Below are 18,420 nucleotides of genomic sequence, written 5' to 3' on the forward strand. Positions count from 1 at the left end.
TCGCTTTCGGCACCATGGCCCAAAACACTTTTCGGCAACCGGAACGGGTTGTCAAACAGCAGCAGCAACGACGTCGGCTTCGGCTGGCGTACGGACTGAATCGCCTGATCGGGCTCGATCGGCTTTTTGGTGAGGATACGACCTGGCCCATCCGTAACATTGATCGGATTCTGTGGATTACGTTCCTGATTATTGTCTACATCGGTATGAACCACAATGCCGAGCGGCTTGTCCGACGGATTCAGCGAGCTAACCGGCAGGCGGACGAACTTCGCTCGGAAGCTACGGTGTTAAAAGCTGATTTCATGAAAAGTGGTAAGCAATCTGAACTCAGCAAGCGCGTTGAAGCGCTGGGCCTGGTGATGACCGATAGCCAACGACCTCCTCACAAAATTATCGTTAAGATCGATGAGCAACATTAAGGAAGATATCATTCAGCGATCCAAGCATATTTTTTATCTGGTTATCGTGCTGGCTTTTGCCGTTGTTGGACGGCTTGTCTACCTACAGTATTTCGATGAATTCAAGGGAAAGCACTGGCGCGAGCGGGTTGTTGAAGCGACCATCAAACGAGATACCATCCGGGCCATGCGGGGAAATATCTACGCGGCCGACGGCAGCCTGCTGGCTACTTCGCTGCCAACCTACGTAGTTGGGCTCGACCCGACTATGGCTAAGCCCGACTATTTCAACCGAAAAGTGGATTCGCTGGGTTTGTTGCTGTCGCGCATTTATGGGGACCGTTCGGCTCGTGACTATACCGATCTGGTACGGGACGCCCGCGAACGGAAGCGTCGTTACGTACTACTGAACCGTCGGCGGATAACCTTTCAGGAGCGGCAGGTCATGCTGAAATGGCCGTTTTTTCGGTCGTCGGCCAAAGTAGCGGCCCGGGGCGGTGTGCTGCGTCCGTACTACGAACGATACCATCCGTTTGACCAGATGGCTGAACGGACTATCGGCAATCTGGATGCCAAAACGGGGCGCGGTTTGATTGGTCTGGAAGCTAGTTTTCAGTCGGAGCTGGCAGGCAAAAACGCGGTTGGGCTGGTCGAGGTACTGTCCGGTGGTGTACGTAAACCCGTAAGCGATGGCCCCGATATGAAACCGGAACCTGGTATGGATTTGTACACGACCATTGATGTCAACTACCAGGATATGGCCGAAACCGCGTTACGGAAAACGCTGGAAAAATACAGTGCCGCCAAGGGGTGCGTGATCGTGATGGAAGTGGCAACCGGCGAAGTCCGGGCGCTGGCCAACCTGACCCGCCAGACCCGTCGGGATGGTAGCGCGCGTTACGTCGAGAATTTCAATCATGCCTTGTCGGGCCGTACTGATCCGGGCTCTACCTTCAAGCTGGCCACGATGATGGCGCTGATGGAAGAAAAGGCCGTTGCGCTCGACCAGACGACCGTAAGTACCGGATCGGGTATCGTGAAATACAAAAGTGCCTACATCCGGGATGCACACCGCGGGGGCATGGGCACGCTAACGGCCCGGCAGGTTTTCGAGAAATCGTCGAACATTGGTACGCACCTGCTCATGCAACGCTACTTCTACAGTCGCCCGGACCTCTACTGTAAATACCTCCGGCAGTTCCACCTGACGCAGCCAACCGGGATTCGCATGAAAGGAGAAGCGGTGCCCGTAGTACGTAATCCTGACATGAAAGGCTGGAGCAAAACTTCGCTGACATTTATGTCGTACGGGTATGAAATGCAGATTACGCCCCTGCAAATGCTGTCCTTCTACAATGCGGTTGCTAACAACGGACGCTGGGTGCGTCCTATGCTGGTGCGACAAATCAAACTGGCCGACGAGGTCGTTGAGGATAACCAGCCGTATGTCGCGCCCGAACGTATCTGCTCACCCGAAACCGCGAAAAAAGCGCAGGAGTTACTTCGAGGTGTTGTTCAACGGGGGACTGCCCGGCATATTAACAGCATGCACTATGCTATTGCGGGTAAGACCGGCACGGCACAGAAGATTGTGAACGGTAAATACCAGGTCGGAAAATACTATACGTCGTTCATTGGCTATTTTCCTGCCAATAAGCCCCGGTACAGCGTACTGGCCGTGGTCGATAGCCCACAGGGAGACAACGCTGATTTGTTGTATGCAGGAACGGTTGCCGCTCCCGTTTTTCGCGAAGTGGCCGATCGAATCGTGGCGTACGATATTCAGATGCACGAACCGACGCGGGCCGGACAGCGGCACGGTCAACCCGATCCAAAGCTGATGGCCGGTTATGCCAACGATCTGCACATCATCAGCAATCAGTTGAACATGAACGAAGTGCCTTCAACCGAAGGCTGGGTTGAAGCGACCTCAAAAGGACAATGGCGGTCGCGGGAAACCAAGCCAAACCGAGTGCCGGATGTACGGGGCTTAAGCTTGCGTGATGCGCTGTTTGTTTTGGAGAACAAAGGCTACCGCGTACTGATCGAAGGCAAAGGTCGGGTAAAAGAGCAATCCATGTCGCCCGGTCAGTCCATCGCTGATGTTGACTCCAAGACGATAACCCTACGGCTGGGTTAAGCGCATCAGAGTTGTTTTGCACCGACAATTTGCAGATTGTCGGTGCGCTGTACGTAAAGCAGCAGAGCCGTTTGTTCGCTGGTGAGACCAGCGGGTAAATTTAGAGTCAGGCTTCCCGACGTACCAGTTGGCGTGACTGACGTAAACTGCCGGACGACGTTGACGTTTCGGAGTGTACGGCCACCGTTTTCGCCGGTTCGAACGGTTGTCTGTGCTTCCCGCTGAACCAGGGCGGCATTAACCTGATACGGACCCGTTTCTGATAGGGTATACGTAACGGTTACCTGACCGGGCGCATAGACTGCTTTCCCGGTGATCTCGACCGACGGGCTAGCTGGTTGCTGTTGTATGAGCTGCAGAATCCGCCCTTTCTGGCCACCAATCACATCCTGCCTACCGTTGATAATCAGTTGGGGCGTATAGGTCTGCGTTTTTAGACGCCGGTCATAGGCACGTTGCCGGTCCGTGAAGGCTTTATCGCTGAACGGGTCCTGCCAACCCAGGCGATTCCAGTAGTCAACGTGGAACGAGAGCCCGTAGACTTTCCTGCCAGCGTAGCTGTCCTGCTGGGTAAGTTCGCGTAGAATCTGATCAGCGGGTGGACAGCTGGAACATCCCTGCGACGTAAATAGCTCCAGCACCACCACAGGCTGGGGAGCTGGTCTGGTTGACGCCGTCATCGATAACAGAGCCGCCAGACCAATAAGCAGGCTGACAATACTCTTCTTCATATAAAGATCAATTAGAGACCTACGTAATAATCGTAACCCCGCTCAAACCAGAAATCGCGTGGACGTTCGTCGGAGAAAAAGATCCGGCCAATCCGCTTCAGGTTTTTGACGCCGTATTTAACCGGAATAATCAACCGTAATGGCGCGCCATGCTGCGAGTTGATAGGCTGTCCGTTCAACTCGTAGGCTAGTAGCGTCTGCGGGTGCATGGCACTTTCGATGTCAATACCAACGTAATACCCCTTGTCCGGCGTTTCCATACCGATGTAGCTGTACAGATCGTCTGTGTTGTCCGGGTTGGGTACGTTTCCACTGCGGGTTCCCAGTTTGTATTTCTCCAGAAAATCAGACAGCCGAACGCCACCCCAGTGCTGAATCTGGCTCCATCCCTCAATACATTTGAAATCGTACGCGATCTCCTGCTTAGGCAACGCCTTGATGTCGTCCATAGTCAGGTAAAGCGGCTCCTGACCAGAGCGGTCTATCTGGAGTTTCCAATCCTCCGGAATGGCACTTCTTAAGCCGTCGTAGCCGTTCACGCGAGCCATTTTAACGGCTTTGGTTGGGGCGTACGTACGGACGAGGTGGTTCGTGCTGAAATACGTCCGGGATACCGTTTCATTGGCGTCAAGAACGTAACGTAAGGGCTTTTTTACCCCCCTTAGTTTAGGACTGTTGGTAATCCATTCATAAATACCAACGGGCACGGCGGCTGCTAGAGTGAACCAGCCAAATGATTTAAGCACTCGCCGACGAATTGTCGACTCGGGCAGATCTTCCTGCGGTAAGTTTGGTTCGGTTGGTTGGCTCATGAGGCAATGGGTTGGGTAGGCGTATCCGCGGGTTTTTCTTCGATGAGTGGTCGGTCAGGGTCGTTTGGTTTAACGGCTTCAAAACCGGTTACCATCGACTGAAAATTCTGCCAGCCCGCCCGAATAACCTGCCAGATGTGAATCACGAAAAAGAGAACAAAACCAATGGTTAAGACGAAATGCTCAAGCCGGGCCGCTTCGTAGCCACCCAGCAGTGCGGTCAACCAGCTGAACTGGGCTGGCTTATAAATCGCGTAACCCGTTACGGCTGATCCGATACCCATGAGCATAACGGTAAAATAAGCGATCTTCTGCGCGCCGTTGTACTTAACGAAGGGGGGCTGGGTTTTACGAAGGCCGAAGTCATAAAGTGTTACCTGAATAGCCTCCCGGAAAGAATGCCGGTTAGGTATTAAGTGACGCCATTCACCCGAAATGAACGTATAAAGAATATACAGGATTCCGTTGGCAATGAAAACCCACATAAACACCCAGTGCCAGGCCATACCGTCGGCTAGCCGGAACGGTACGTTCAAGGCTTTATAAAAACCATCCGGAAAAAACGAAAACAGTACGTAATCACCGATCTGAATTTTATACGGGTCATAAGCCCAGTAAATGAGCAGGCCGCTCCAGATCATGACGAACAACACTGGAAAGTTAATCCAGTGAAACCATCGGATGGCCAGGGGGTGCTTGTGTACGATACGTTTCATGCAGTAGAAAAGATGAACGGTTCTGTCATCCCGGCCGAAGACGGGGCCCGTCACTTCTTTTGATCGAAATGACGGAGCCGTTCTGTTTAGGTTTTTAAAAGGCCCTAAAGGCTCAATACAATAAGAACAAAAACAGGGCCTTGGCGGTCTAACTTTAGCGGATATTTACAAAAATTTATTGCATGTTACAATCGCTCGATACCGGATTATTCAAGCTTGACGGGGGCGCCATGTTTGGCGTGGTTCCCAAGCCACTCTGGAATAAACTCAATCCCGCCGATGACCGAAACCGATGTGCCTGGGCCATGCGTTGCCTACTGTACGAATCGGACGGACGGCTGTTGCTGGTCGACACGGGTATTGGTGGTAAACAGGATGCTAAGTTTTTCAGCCATTATGATCTGCATGGCTCTGGATCCTTGCACGGTTCTATCCGGGCGGCTGGCTATGATTTGACCGACGTAACCGACGTACTGCTGACCCACATGCATTTTGACCACGTAGGCGGAGCCGTTCAGCGAACTGACGATCAATTAAGACCTACGTTTTCGAACGCAACGTACTGGGTGCACTCCGCTCATTGGCAATGGGCCATTGAGCCTAATCCGCGCGAAAAAGCTTCCTTCTTGTCAGAAAACATTCTGCCTCTGCGGGAAAGCGGCCAACTCAGCTTTCTGGATGAGGACCCCTTCCCGTTTGAAACCGTCGAACTAATCTACGTAGATGGACACACGGAAAAAATGACCCTGACCGTATTTCGCATTGGCGGTCGGACCGTCGCCTACGTTGCCGATCTGATTCCGTCGTCGGCGCATGTGCCGCTGCCGTACGTAATGAGTTACGATGTTCGTCCATTACTGAGTATGGACGAGAAAGCACAGTTGCTCCAGCGGGCCGCCGACGACGATTGGATTCTGGTGTTTGAACACGACCCAGTGGTGGAAGCGGCTACGGTAATGCACACAGATAAAGGGGTTAGACTACGCGACATAGGTGCACTGGCAACGTTTCTGTAGGGAAGCGACGTAGCTAAACTAAAGCACAAAACGAGTCGTTAATCTTACGAGAACAGCAGGATTATGGCAACAATTGGAATCGCGTTATCGGGTGGAGGAGCACGGGGAATCGCCCATCTGGGTGTGATGAAAGCCCTGCAGGAAATGGGCGTTCAGTTCAACCAGATTTCGGGGACTAGTGCGGGAGCCATCGCGGGAGCGCTCGTTGCCAATGGGTATTCTCCCGACGAAAGCCTGAAGATAATTGAAACGTCGTCATTCATGCGGCACCTGCGCCCGGCCTGGAACCGGATGGGATTGTTACGCATTGACACGGCCATTGATCTGTACAAAAAATTTATCCCACACGATAGTTTCGAGGGACTACAGATTCCGCTCCATGTTGTCGCGGTTGATTTGACCGACGGCATACCAGTGGTCTTCGAGCAGGGTGAGCTGATTCGACCTGTACTAGCGTCCTGTTGTTTGCCCGGTATTTTCGAGCCCATGCTGATCAACAAGCGGCAATACGTCGACGGGGGAGTATTAAATAACTTGCCGTCTGATGTCATCGAAAATAAGGTGGATATCATGATTGGTTCCCACTGTAACCCCTTCGGTCTGGCTCGCCCCATTCGATCCATGCGGGGGGTAATCGAGCGTAGCTTAATCCTGGCGGTTCAGAGCAAGACCCGCGAGAAATTCCGGCAGTGTCAGATTCTGATCGAGCCAACCGAACTGATTGGTTACAGCCCAACCGACATCAGTAAGTCGCGCGAGCTATTTCGGATTGGCTACCAGCACACCCGGCAAATGGCAACCCAAATTGAGCAGTCTCTGTCGCTTGCCGCTTCAGCCTGAAGCCCCACTGTTTAGTGGGCATTTACTTGCCAGTAGACGTACGAAAAAAAAGTCCTAAAAAGGGGCTAACACCTGTTTAATTGAACAGGTGATTTTGGTGCGTCTGGTCAGCAAATCAATGGCTTTGGACTACAGAATAACGAAATAAATTATTATTCTGTGGCTATGTTGCTCGAACAAACTTTAGCTCTTACTTTGGCTGCTTCACAGACGTAAAATACTTATCTATGAGATGTTTTTTACTGTTTATAGTCGTGATTGCGTGCGCTATAACAAATAATGTCCTAGCCCAGGAACGACGGGTAACCGGGAAGGTCACGGCGGCCGAAGACGGTAATGTGCTACCTGGTGTATCGGTTGTAGCAAAGGGAACGACCCGCGGAACGCAGACTGACGCTGAGGGTAATTATTCACTGGTACTGCCCGATAATATCGGAACGTTAGTTTTCAGTTTCGTAGGTGTGGAGACGCAGGAAGTCAACGTTGGCAATCGGACAACAGTGAACGTAGTGATGAGCAATGATACTCGCTCATTGGATGAGGTTGTCGTAACCGGTTACGGTGCTCAGTCAAAGCGTAACCTGACCGGTAACATAGCCAAAGTGTCAGCGCGGGAGATCGAGAATATTCCGGTGCCGAGCGTCGAGCAGGCATTCCAGGGTAAACTGGCGGGGGTACAGGTAACCTCGCTGAACGGAAAGGTCGGTCAGGGTATCCAGATTCGGGTGCGGGGCGCATCGTCGCTGACCGCCAGCAGCCAGCCACTCTACGTAATTGATGGTATCCCGCTTACGTCGTCCGATCAGTCAACGTCAACAGGTGCCCCTACCAACCCAATTGCTGACATAAATCCAAATGACATTGAGTCGCTGGAGGTACTGAAAGATGCATCGGCAGCGGCTATCTATGGGGCTCGCGCTTCCAACGGGGTTGTGCTGATCACGACCAAGAAAGGTAGAGTCGGGAAGACCGTTTTCGAGGCATCTGCCCAGGCTGGCTCTAGCTCTCCGACGCATCTGCGGCAATGGTTAAATACACAGCAATACGTCGAGCTATTTAACGAAGCCCTGGCGAATACGATCAGTTTGGGGGAGCTACCATCAGGAGTTACGTTAAACAATACATTCAACCGGTTTGCTGCTGGTAATTCGGCTGGTTGGCAAGGAGCAAATCCTCTGTACAACACCGACTGGCAGCGGGAAGCGTTTCAGCGGGCACCATCGCAACAATACGATATAAGTGCACGGGGTGGTGATGCTAAAACGCGCTTTTTCGTCTCGGGGCAGTACTTCGATCAGAACGGTATTCTGATCAAAAACCGGTTTCGTCGATTAGGAGCACGCGCCAACCTGGAGCACAGCGCTACCGATAAGCTGACAATAGGTGTTAATTTCAACCTGACGCATTCGATTAACGACCGGGTGGCGGACGATAATACCTTCTCGACCCCCATCCAGATCGTAGCGCTGCCTCCATTAACGCCGGTAATCGATCCCCGTACAAATCAGTTGAGTGGTGACTACACCCTGTATTACAACCCGCTGCTGAACCGTGACTTTGGCTCTATTCAAGCGCGGATATATCGGGTGATTGGCAATGCCTTTGCAGATTACAAGATTCTACCGGGCTTATCATTTAGAACTGAGTTTGGTACGGATCTGCTGGCGCAGCAGGAAGAAGAGTACTTCGGACGGGAGACTGTCCGAAATACGGGAGCACCAAACGGAATAGGAACCAACTCGTTCCGGCAGGTTACGAATTATACGACAAACAACTACTTTACGTTCGGTCAAACATTAGCGGAGAAACACGCTGTCGATGGTACGCTGGGCATGTCTTATCAGGAGTCACGAACGAACACGGGAGCGGTAGTAGGTCAGCAATTTCCGAGTAACGCTTACAAACAAATTACGTCTGCTGGGCGAATTACTGGTGGCGACGGAATAGAGACGCGCTTTAGCTTCCTATCGTATTTTGCCCGGGCAAACTACCGCTTTGATGATCGGTATCTTGTCGGTCTGTCCGCTCGGGTTGATGGTTCATCCCGGTTTGGAGTTAGTAACAAATACGGCGTATTCCCTGCTGTCTCGGCTGGCTGGATTATCACGAAGGAGCCGTTCCTGCAGAATATAAAAGTATTGAGCTTATTAAAACTACGAGCCAGCTACGGCCTGACAGGTAACGCGGAGATTGGGAACTTCAACTCCCAGGCTCTTTACTCGGCTGTTACCTATGCCGGGGTACCTGGTCAGGTTTCCGTTCAATTGGCCAATCCGAACCTAACCTGGGAGAAAACATTACAGACGGACATCGGGCTGGAATACGGATTCTTAAACGATCGGATTACGGGGGAGATTGATTTCTACCAAAAGAACACGAGCGGTTTGCTACTGAACGTAAACGTCCCCGGTTCAACTGGATACCGGACACAACTTCGGAACGTTGGCAACATGCAGAACAAAGGGATTGAGTTTGTCTTCAACTCGCAAAACCTGGTGGGTGATTTCCGGTGGACTACCTCATTGAACGTTGCCTACAACAAAAACATCGTCACGAATCTAAGTGGAACAACGGTTATCGGTAATTTTCTTAACCGGGCGCAGGAAGGGCAACCAATTGGCGTGTTTGTCGGGCCAGAATATGCGGGCGTTGATTCGCAAAATGGTGATGCATTGTACTATACAAACCGGGACTTAGGTAACGGCAACCGCGAACGCTCGACAACAAATGACTACAATGCGGCTACGTTCGTTCCATTAGGCAGCCCAGTCCCAACGTTTACGGGTGGGGTTACCAACACGTTTGGCTACAAAGGAATTGACCTAAGTTTCCTATTTCAGGGCCAATTTGGCAACTATATCTATAACGGAGCCGGCCAATACCAGTCCGCTAATGCCAGCAATGGATTTGATAACCAAACGGTTGATCAGATGAGACGTTGGCAGAAACCTGGTGACGTTACCAACGTGCCTCAGGCTCGTTTGCTTTTAGGTAATGGAACAAGGGAGTCGTCACGGTATTTGCAGCGGGGCGATTACGTACGCCTACGGACAGTCACGCTCGGTTACAGTGTGCCCAAATCAATTATCAATCGTGTTGGTCTGAATCGAGTACGCGTATACGTAACAGGCCAGAATTTGCTGACGTTTACGAAATACACCGGCTGGGATCCTGAAGTTAATGCCGACGCCTTTCAAGGCAACCCCGTGAATCTGGGAGTTGACTTCTACTCTGCACCACAACCACGCACGATCGTTGGGGGACTGCAAATTGGATTCTAACCGACAACTTAAGACGTGATGAAAACAAAGTATTCTATTATCCTCCTGTCGACAATGTCGGTATCCTTATGGCTGACCTCGTGCGACAATAAATTAAATATTGAGCCCGCTACGACAGTTAGGACGGAGCAGGCATTGTTGACTGCCGCCGATCTACAGTTAACGCTGGTTGGTGCTTATGATGCGTTAAGCAGCATATATCTCTACGGTGGTGATTTGCAACGCGACGGAGAACTGCTGGGAACGTCGCCTAATAATGGTGATGTAATCTGGGGAGGAACCTTTACGGAGCCCCTACAGATATACACGAAGACCATCGTAACCAATAATAATCAGGTTGCCTTGACCTGGTCGGAAGCGTACCGGGTAATTAATATCTGTAACACGGTATTAGCCAACCTGAATCTGGCAACTTCCAGCAGCCGTGCCCGGATCGAAGCTGAAGCTAAATTCATTAGGGGATCAATGTATTTTGAACTGGTACGCTTCTTCGCGAGGCCCTGGGGCGATGGCGACGCCAATGTTAATTTGGGCGTACCAATTGTAACCACGCCAACCGTGCAGATCGATGGTACCAGCAACATAGGCCGAAATACGGTCGTCGCTGTGTATAATCAGATAATTCAGGATCTCGGCCAGGCTGAGACCAATCTGCCGGACGACGGAACTAACGGCTTCTTTGCAACCAAAAGTGCTGCGTCAGCGCAACTGTCTCGGGTGTACCTGCAAAAAGCAGATTATGCAAACGCAGCCAGTGCGGCCAACCGAGTCATTGGTCGCCAAAAATTTGGCTTGGTGACGGCTAATAGCGTGTTTGATCTGCGGACTTTTCTGAACGGTGTCAACACGCCCGAAACAATCTTCGCGATTCAGATCACCGATCAGGATGGAACCAACGATTTAAACACGTTTTACGGTTCATCAGAAGTAGGAGGGCGTGGCGACATCGAGATTTCAGAAAACTTTTTCTCCCAGGTAGAAACCGACGATGCTCGGGGAAGTGAGGACTATTTCTACCTGGACGGACAAGGCTTAATCCGGACGTATAAATATGTCAATCAATACGGTAACATTCAGCTTTTCCGACTGGCTGAAATGTACCTAACCCGGGCCGAAGCTAACTTCCGGGCTGGAACAAGCGTCGGTGCTACGCCGTTAGCGGATATTAACTTGATCCGGTCGCGGGCTGGGTTAGGCGCCATAACCCAGGCACAACTGACAATAGCGGAGATTCTGCGCGAACGCCGGATTGAGTTAGCATTTGAAGGCACGCTGATTCATGATATTAAGCGAACGCGCAACCGGGTTGGGTCGCTGAACTGGAACGATTCACGGCTGATTTATCCAATACCGCTGCGGGAGATCACAACGAATCCCGCTCTGGTGCAGAACCAGGGGTACCAGTAGAAAGAATGTGAACGTAATAAACAGCAGAGGCAACCTACATAGGTTGCCTCTGCTGTTTTGGGCTGGAAAGTAGTGCTTCTGGACTAATGAAAGCGGGTCGATTAAACCCAAAACTACAAGTCGTTGTCAAACGTTTAGTAAGTAATAACCCCTTGTTAAACAACGACGATGAACCGGTTTCTCTTTTTTCTTATACTGCTTTTTGCTGCTCCTGGCTTGTACGCTCAGGTGCAGTATGCCACACCAAATCCGCGGGTTGAGGATGTCAACGACCCCGACGTTACCATTCAGCGAGTCGAACTTACAAAGGAGTATACGGTTGTTTACATGCAATTTCTACGATGGGAAAGAGGTAATATTGGATTCCAGCCAAGTACAAAATTGTATGTGAACCAAGGCGAACGTTCGTATAAGCTGATTCGAGCAGAGAATATACCTGCTGAAACACGTCGGTACGTAGCCCCTGGCGAACAGGTGGACTTTGTCGCCTATTTCGAACGTATTGATCCTGGCTATACAGTATTTGACTTGTTCGAATGTAAAGATTCGAGAGCATATACCTGCTTCAACTTCTGGGGTGTTCACATTATTAATCCGGCTAAGAAGCCCTACGCCCAGCGCGCTCCACAAACCGCACAGACGCAGCCTAGAAATCAACCCAGAGCCCAACCTCGTACGATGCCAGCAAAGCCAGCACCTGCCCCCAAGCCAGAGGTTGCTCCGGCACCTGCGTCTATTGCGATCAAGGGCGTAACGCGTGATGCTAAAACTAAAGACCCAGTACAGGCTACGCTGATGTATCGGCTTATTTCGGGGGCGGAGGTGACTGGTGATGAACCCGCCGACTCGATACGAAGCGAAATTCCGTCGGGTAACTATTCCATTCCAATTGAAACGCGGGGCGTTTACGTTGTCACGGCGTCAGCAAAGGGCTACTTCAGTCAAAGTGATACGCTGGCGACAAATCGGGTGAACGTAACGCGCGATTTTGACCTGGTTCCGATTGAAGCCGGTGCCCGGATCACGCTGAAAAACATTTATTTCAACGTATCGAAATTCGATCTGAAACCAGAATCGTATCCTGAGCTGAACCGGCTGGTGGGCATCATGCAGGATAATCCCACCATGCGTATTAAGCTGGAAGGACATACCGACATTGTTGGTGATTTCGATGCCAATGTCGAGCTGTCGCGTAACCGGGTAGACGAAGTGAAGCGATATCTTGTGTCAAAAGGAATCGACAGTGATCGGGTTGAAACGGTTGGCTATGGACCTTCGCGACCCATCAATACGAACCGATCTGTGAAGGAGAGACCCGAAAATCGCCGGGTTGAACTGGTGATTGTGCAGGCCTGATAAAACAGTTTGATTGATTTGGCAGTCATGTTGACGCAGCTGAATGATTTTCGTCTGCGTCAACACTCTCCGTTATGAAAGCTGATTTTGACCTTAATCTCGTTCTGCGTGAAATTGAAAAAGCCATTCAGCCCTATCCCAAAGCGGCTATGTTCGAGCTGGCCGAGCGGGGATACGATACGCTTTTCGAACAGTTAATTTCCTGCATCATTTCGATCAGGACGCTGGACGAAACGACCATTCCCGTTTCGCTACGGCTTTTTGAGAAAGCACGAACCCCCGAACAGTTACTGGCGCTGGATATTCCGGCGTTAACCGAGCTGCTATACGGAACGACCTATCCGGATCAGAAAGCATACACCATGCACGGTATCGCCGACCGAATTATTAATGAATTTGGTGGTACGCTACCCGCTGATTTTGCGACGCTGATTTCGTTGAAAGGTGTTGGACCCAAATGTGCCAATCTGGCGCTGGGCGTCGCCACGGGGCAGGCCGCTATTAGCGTCGACGTGCACGTGCATCGGGTTGTGAACCGCTGGGGATACGTGCAAACGAAACAACCCGAGCAGACGCTGAAGAAACTGGAGGTGATAGTGCCCCGTGAGCAGTGGGTTGATATTAATCGCTTACTGATGCCGTTTGGAAAACACATTTGCACCGGCACGTTACCCCATTGTTCAACCTGCGTTGTGCTGCCCTGGTGTGAGCAGATAGGGGTGGAGCGGCACTGATAAAGAGATGGGAAGAAAAGAGGCAAGACGTAGGAGAAAAGACCAAGTCGCGCTAGTCTCTTCTCTTACGTCTTGCCTCTCTTGTCTTTATGCTTACGTCTATCCTTTTCTTATTTCGCCGGGAGCAGCTCCGCTAACTTTTTGCCGAGTTCTTCGCCACGGATGTTTTTCGCCAGGATCTTACCGTCGGGCCCGATCAGGAAATTCTGCGGAATGGCGCGAATACCGTACATTTTAGCTACTTCGTTATCCCAGAATTTTAGGTCAGATACGTGCGTCCAGGTCAGATTATCTTTGTGAATAGCCTTGATCCACGCGTCTTTAGCGTTAGGCCGGTCCAGCGATACGCCTAATACGGTAAACTGACGGTCTTTGAAGTCGTTGAAATTCTTAACGACGTTTGGATTTTCGGCCCGGCAGGGACCACACCAGCTCGCCCAGAAATCAACCAGTACGTATTTGCCTTTGAAATCGTGCAGCGCCACGTTCTTACCCAGCGTATCAGCCTGCGTAAAATCGGGGGCAACGGCGCCAATCGAAGTTTGCTTAACGGCTGTCAGCATCTTAGCGTACGACTGTCCCATCTGCGTGTTTTTAATATCCGCTGATAGGCTAGAAAACAGGGGTTCTACTTCGTTGTACTCCGGAAAGGAGCCACCATAGGAACGTAACGCATCCAGACTCACCAGACTCTTCGGATTAGCCTGGATGAACTGTTTAAAGAAGACTTTCTGATCCGCCTGAATGGCTTCGTACCGCTTGTCGATGCTGGCTTCAAACTCTTTCGACTGACGCTGTTCAGGCGTTGCTGACCGGTATTCTTTCATCAAAGCCGCCATTTGGTCGGTGGCCGGCTTCAGCAGCGTTTTTAGCTTGTGGTTGTCGGTATTCAGGGTCGTTCCGCTGGCAACGGCGTTGTTCAGCGAATCGGGGCTAATAACAGCAATGGTGCCTGGCTCCAGGTAGATACCCGTGGCCGGAGTGGGCCGGCTCCGGCTAAAACCCGTTCCCAGTTTATCAACAAGCAGAGTGGCCTGGTGGGGTTCGTCGACAGTACCCTTGAATTCAAACGTACCCGTGTTACTGACCAGAGCCGAGTCCATCTGCGTGGCTCCTTTAGCCATATAGCGTAAATAAGCTTTGGCAGGAGCTTTCGTCGTGCCAAGTTTCCCTTGCAGCGTAAAGGGCCCGCTCTGAGCAAAGCCATGCTGAGCAACGGCCAGAGCTGATACGAGTACTAAAGCGGTGATGCACTTCTTTTTCATGGAAATAAGCTAATTAACGGTGTTAAGGAAGCGTTATGGAGCCGATCAAACTCCAGAAAACAAGCAAAGAATATTTCGTGAGTCAGTTCCGTGAATAAACTTGACAGTTTAAAGCTACGACTTCACCGGTGTTTTTATGCGTAAACCCCTCAATTTATAGTTATTTTGCAAAAACAGACACTTCCGTTTACGTTACCAACGCACATCAAATCCGCGTTGTAAATTGTCTAACTGAGTGTACGAATAGTCGACGCTAACCACCTTTTAACTATGTCATCAAGACGGTCTTTTCTTCGCTGGAGTGCTTTAGCCGTACCTTTCACCAGCCTTACCGAAACCTTCGCCCGTACGACAGCCCGTGCTGTGGCAGCCAATAAACCCCTCGTTATTTCGACCTGGGACAGCGGTACTATTGCTAATGGTGCGGCCTGGCCCGTACTGAAGAAAGGAGGACGCGCACTGGATGCGGTTGAACAGGCCGGTATTGCTATCGAGAACGATATCAGTTGTTGCGTTGGTCTGGGTGGAAACCCGGATCGGGACGGCTATGTTACGTTGGATTCCTGCATCATGGACGACAAATACAATTGTGGATCTGTCGTCTTTCTGGAGCACATTAAGCACCCTGTTTCGGTGGCGCGCAAGCTGATGGAAACAACCCCCCATGTTATGTTGGCCGGGGAAGGAGCGCTCCAGTTCGCGCTGGCTAACGGCTTTAAGCAGGAGCCCGAAAAACTTTCGACCGATGCTGAAAAGACCTACAAAGAGTGGTTGAAAAAATCGGAATACAAGCCGATCATCAATATTGAGAATCAGAAGCCGTCGGGCAAAAAAGGTGGTCCGTTCGCGCCTTCCTACTTTGACGATGGGACGCCGAACCACGATACCATGGGAACGATTGCACTGGACGGCGCGGGTAACCTGTCAGGGATGTGTACCACCAGTGGAATGGCGTTTAAATTACGCGGTCGGGTTGGCGATTCGCCAATTATTGGGGCTGGCCTTTACGTCGATAATGAAGTTGGCGCTGCTACCTGCTCAGGGCAGGGCGAAGAAGTTATCCGGACTTGCGGAACTCACCTCGTCGTTGAAGGCATGCGCTCGGGTTTGTCGCCGAAGGAAGCCTGCAAGCGTGCCGTTGAGCGGATCATCAAAATCAACCCGGAGAAGGCCAAAACGTTTCAGGTAGGTTTTATCGCTGTTAACAAACAGGGCGAGGTTGGCGCCTATTCGGTACAGAAAGGATTTAGCTACACAATTACTCAGAGTGACGAAGCCCCCAAAATTGTACCGTCAGAAAGTCATTTTGCCTAAAGTTGGTCAATTATTCAGAATTGGTTTTTGTTTGTTGACAAAACAGGTCCTGATGACAGAACTGCATGGAAGTAAAGCCCCTGGAACCACATAAAGCGAAACGAGGAGAGAAAACAACCCTTGTCGGTATACTGGTCAACGCCGGTTTGGTGCTGGCGAAAGGATTAGCTGGCTGGTTTGGTAACTCCTACGCGCTGCTGGCTGATGCCATGGAGTCAGCAACAGACATCCTGACGTCACTATTCGTGTGGATTGGACTGCGTACGGCTGCCAAAGCGCCTGACCAGGACCATCCCTATGGTCACGGTAAGGCTGAACCATTGGCCGCGATTGTGGTCTCGATGGCGCTGGTTGGCGCAGCTATTCTGATTGCTGTACAAAGTATTCAGCACATTCAGGAGCCTCACGAAACACCAGCTCCCTTTACGTTGATCGTGTTGGCGGCTGTCGTTGTTGTTAAGGAAATTTTGTTTCGCCGGGTAGCTAAAGTAGGCGATGAAGTCGACAGTAACGCCGTTAAGGCCGACGCCTGGCACCACCGCAGCGATGCCGTTACATCCCTGACGGCCTTTGTTGGGATCAGCATTGCCCTGATTGGTGGCCCTGGTTATGAAAGTGCTGACGACTGGGCTGCGCTGCTAGCATCAGGCTTTATTGTTTACAATGCCTATGCCATTTTCCGCCCATCGTTTGGCGAAATCATGGATGAAGTACCCGCTGGTGACTGGCAGCAGGAACTGGAAGCTTTGGCGATGAGCGTACCGCAAGTGCAGGGGATCGACAAATTCAGAGTGCGAAAAACCGGCTTCGAATTTTTCGTCGATCTGCACGTATTGGTTCCCGGGCAGTTGACAGTTACAGAGGGCCATGCCATTGCTCACGCTGTCAAAGACGCAATTCTGAAAGCGAAACCTGCTGTTTATGATGTTCTGATACATATTGAACCGGCTTAAACGTAATAAGCCAGCACGTTGACGTGCTGGCTTATTGCTAATCGCCAGAGACTAGGCCATTTCTAGGAAGAAATCTTCGGCGGGCCGTCTTACTTTAGGAGCCTTGGCCAGGAAGTCATTCTCAGCATCCCGATACCCTAACGCCAGTACAGATACGCTTTGTAAGCCTTTGGCTTTCAGATCCAGCAGTTCATCCAACGCCTGGGCGTTGAAACCTTCCATTGGGGTAGCGTCTACTTCTTCTACCGCAGCTGCGATCAGGGCAGATCCCAGACCGATGTAGGCTTGACGGGCAGCCCAGTTGTACCGCTGTTCAACGGGCATGTTGAGTATATTGCCTTTGATCGAGTCGGCAAAGGGCGTCAGCGACTCAACGGCGGTTTTACGCGTGTCGGCAATCAGCTGAATGTATTTATCGATGTGTTCAGCTTCCACGGATGACCAGGCCGCAAAAATCAATACGTGCGACCCTTCTACAATCTGTGGTTGTGGGCAGGCCAGTTGATGAATTTTACCTTTCAGCTCGTGGCTATCCGTAACAATCACGTTATAGGGCTGTAGCCCCACGGAAGAAGCCGACAGGCGAATGGCTTCCAGGATTGTGTTTATTTTTTCTTCGGGTACGGTTTTGCCATTCATACGTTTGGCCGCATACCGCCAGTTCATGGCATCAAGTAATTCCATAGTTGGATTTGGTAAAAATTGGTTGATATAGATTATGTAGTTGGTAATTCGCAGGAGCCGTCCGGAGCACAGGCAGGTCCTTCACTGTCCAGGACGGTTTTTTGGGGGAGTTCTGACCAGGCTGTTTGCAGTGCACCCAGAAAGGTTTCCGGTTGCTGCGCACCAGATACGGCGTATTTGTGATTCAGCACGAAAAAGGGAACGCCCCGAACGCCAATCTGACGAGCTTCGTACAAGTCCTGATCAACGGCCTGTCCGTACTGATCACTGGATAGCATTGCCGTAATTTCATCGGCTTCCAGACCAATATCGGTCCCCAGTTCCAGAAGGGTAGTGTGGTCGGCCGTATTACGTCCTTCAGTAAAGTAAGCTTTGAACAGACGTTCTTCGGCGGCATCACCCAGACCGTGTTGTTTGGCTAGTTGAATAAGCCGATGGGCATCCCAGGAGTTTGCGACTACCGCTTTGTCAAAGCGATATGTCAAACCCACTTCCCGAGCCATTGCTGTTACGCGATCGTTCATTTGTTCGGCTTGTTCCAGGCTCCAGCCTTTTACGTTGGCCAGATACTGGTTGATCGACGTTTCCGGATCCGTCTGCATATCCGGATTGAGTTGAAAACTTTTCCAGATGATCCGGATATCGTCCCGGTTCGGAAATTGGTTAAGTGCCTGCTCAAACTTCCGCTTGCCAATGTAGCAGAAAGGGCACATGACGTCACTCCAGATTTCTACATCCATGATGGATAAATAATTGATTATCAGGTTAGG

16 protein-coding genes are annotated in these 18,420 nt (G+C 51.0%); 10 read left to right on the plus strand and 6 right to left on the minus strand.

The window, feature by feature from the left end:
- The first annotated feature begins 14 nt into the window (after positions 1-14).
- Both ACYVAD_RS13890 and ACYVAD_RS13895 read left to right on the plus strand, forming a co-directional pair.
- Positions 15-422 carry an FtsL-like putative cell division protein gene (locus tag ACYVAD_RS13890; protein WP_461140102.1) on the plus strand — a complete coding sequence of 136 codons (408 nt, stop codon included), beginning with the start codon at positions 15-17 and terminating at the stop codon, positions 420-422.
- The gene (locus ACYVAD_RS13895; RefSeq protein ID WP_461140103.1) at positions 409-2,541 is read left to right on the plus strand and encodes a penicillin-binding protein; all 2,133 of its coding nucleotides are present in this window, start codon (positions 409-411) and stop codon (positions 2,539-2,541) included. The genes ACYVAD_RS13890 and ACYVAD_RS13895 overlap by 14 nt, the downstream gene beginning before the upstream one ends.
- Before the next feature lie 5 nt (positions 2,542-2,546).
- Here the strand turns inward: ACYVAD_RS13895 and ACYVAD_RS13900 are convergent, their stop codons facing one another.
- The 3 genes from ACYVAD_RS13900 to ACYVAD_RS13910 are packed head-to-tail and all read right to left on the minus strand — an operon-like array spanning position 2,547 to position 4,800.
- Positions 2,547-3,272: a DUF1223 domain-containing protein gene (locus ACYVAD_RS13900; RefSeq protein WP_461140104.1), complete on the minus strand. Its 726-nt coding sequence runs from the start codon at positions 3,270-3,272 to the stop codon at positions 2,547-2,549.
- A gap of 11 nt (positions 3,273-3,283) precedes the next feature.
- Positions 3,284-4,084: a molybdopterin-dependent oxidoreductase gene (locus ACYVAD_RS13905; protein ID WP_461140105.1), complete on the minus strand. Its 801-nt coding sequence runs from the start codon at positions 4,082-4,084 to the stop codon at positions 3,284-3,286.
- Positions 4,081-4,800 (minus strand): cytochrome b/b6 domain-containing protein, encoded by a 720-nt coding sequence (locus tag ACYVAD_RS13910; RefSeq protein ID WP_461140106.1) that lies wholly within the window; start codon positions 4,798-4,800, stop codon positions 4,081-4,083. The genes ACYVAD_RS13905 and ACYVAD_RS13910 overlap by 4 nt, the downstream gene beginning before the upstream one ends.
- A gap of 182 nt (positions 4,801-4,982) precedes the next feature.
- Here ACYVAD_RS13910 and ACYVAD_RS13915 point away from each other — a divergent pair, with 182 nt between their 5' ends.
- From ACYVAD_RS13915 to ACYVAD_RS13940, 6 genes are all read left to right on the plus strand, one after another.
- A complete protein-coding gene (locus ACYVAD_RS13915; RefSeq protein ID WP_461140107.1) occupies positions 4,983-5,816 on the plus strand; it encodes an MBL fold metallo-hydrolase in 834 nt (277 codons plus the stop codon).
- 63 nt (positions 5,817-5,879) lie between these two features.
- The gene (locus ACYVAD_RS13920; protein WP_461140108.1) at positions 5,880-6,656 is read left to right on the plus strand and encodes a patatin-like phospholipase family protein; all 777 of its coding nucleotides are present in this window, start codon (positions 5,880-5,882) and stop codon (positions 6,654-6,656) included.
- 227 nt (positions 6,657-6,883) lie between these two features.
- Positions 6,884-9,937 (plus strand): SusC/RagA family TonB-linked outer membrane protein, encoded by a 3,054-nt coding sequence (locus tag ACYVAD_RS13925; RefSeq protein ID WP_461140109.1) that lies wholly within the window; start codon positions 6,884-6,886, stop codon positions 9,935-9,937.
- An 18-nt stretch (positions 9,938-9,955) separates the two neighbouring features.
- Complete coding sequence (locus ACYVAD_RS13930; RefSeq protein WP_461140110.1) at positions 9,956-11,344, plus strand: RagB/SusD family nutrient uptake outer membrane protein; 1,389 nt, start codon at positions 9,956-9,958, stop codon at positions 11,342-11,344.
- Positions 11,345-11,512: 168 nt separating this feature from the next.
- The gene (locus ACYVAD_RS13935) at positions 11,513-12,700 is read left to right on the plus strand and encodes an OmpA family protein (RefSeq protein WP_461140111.1); all 1,188 of its coding nucleotides are present in this window, start codon (positions 11,513-11,515) and stop codon (positions 12,698-12,700) included.
- 74 nt (positions 12,701-12,774) lie between these two features.
- Positions 12,775-13,434 carry an endonuclease III domain-containing protein gene (locus ACYVAD_RS13940; protein WP_461140112.1) on the plus strand — a complete coding sequence of 220 codons (660 nt, stop codon included), beginning with the start codon at positions 12,775-12,777 and terminating at the stop codon, positions 13,432-13,434.
- Between the two features lie 110 nt (positions 13,435-13,544).
- On the opposite strand, the gene ACYVAD_RS13945 is transcribed toward ACYVAD_RS13940, so the two are convergent.
- Entirely contained in the window at positions 13,545-14,699 is a 1,155-nt protein-coding gene (locus tag ACYVAD_RS13945) for a redoxin domain-containing protein (protein WP_461140113.1), read from the minus strand.
- Between the two features lie 270 nt (positions 14,700-14,969).
- Here ACYVAD_RS13945 and ACYVAD_RS13950 point away from each other — a divergent pair, with 270 nt between their 5' ends.
- Together ACYVAD_RS13950 and ACYVAD_RS13955 are read left to right on the plus strand one after the other, a co-directional pair.
- Complete coding sequence (locus tag ACYVAD_RS13950) at positions 14,970-16,013, plus strand: isoaspartyl peptidase/L-asparaginase family protein (RefSeq protein ID WP_461140114.1); 1,044 nt, start codon at positions 14,970-14,972, stop codon at positions 16,011-16,013.
- Positions 16,014-16,078: 65 nt separating this feature from the next.
- On the plus strand, positions 16,079-16,966 hold the full coding sequence (locus ACYVAD_RS13955) for a cation diffusion facilitator family transporter (protein ID WP_461140115.1): 888 nt from the start codon (positions 16,079-16,081) through the stop codon (positions 16,964-16,966).
- Positions 16,967-17,017: 51 nt separating this feature from the next.
- Here the strand turns inward: ACYVAD_RS13955 and ACYVAD_RS13960 are convergent, their stop codons facing one another.
- Both ACYVAD_RS13960 and ACYVAD_RS13965 read right to left on the minus strand, forming a co-directional pair.
- Positions 17,018-17,650, minus strand: a complete 633-nt coding sequence (locus tag ACYVAD_RS13960) for a nitroreductase family protein (protein ID WP_461140116.1) — start codon at positions 17,648-17,650, stop codon at positions 17,018-17,020.
- Positions 17,651-17,682: 32 nt separating this feature from the next.
- On the minus strand, positions 17,683-18,390 hold the full coding sequence (locus ACYVAD_RS13965; protein WP_461140117.1) for a DsbA family oxidoreductase: 708 nt from the start codon (positions 18,388-18,390) through the stop codon (positions 17,683-17,685).
- Between the last annotated feature and the right edge of the window lie 30 nt (positions 18,391-18,420).

It is taken from the genome of Spirosoma pomorum, from assembly GCF_054776615.1.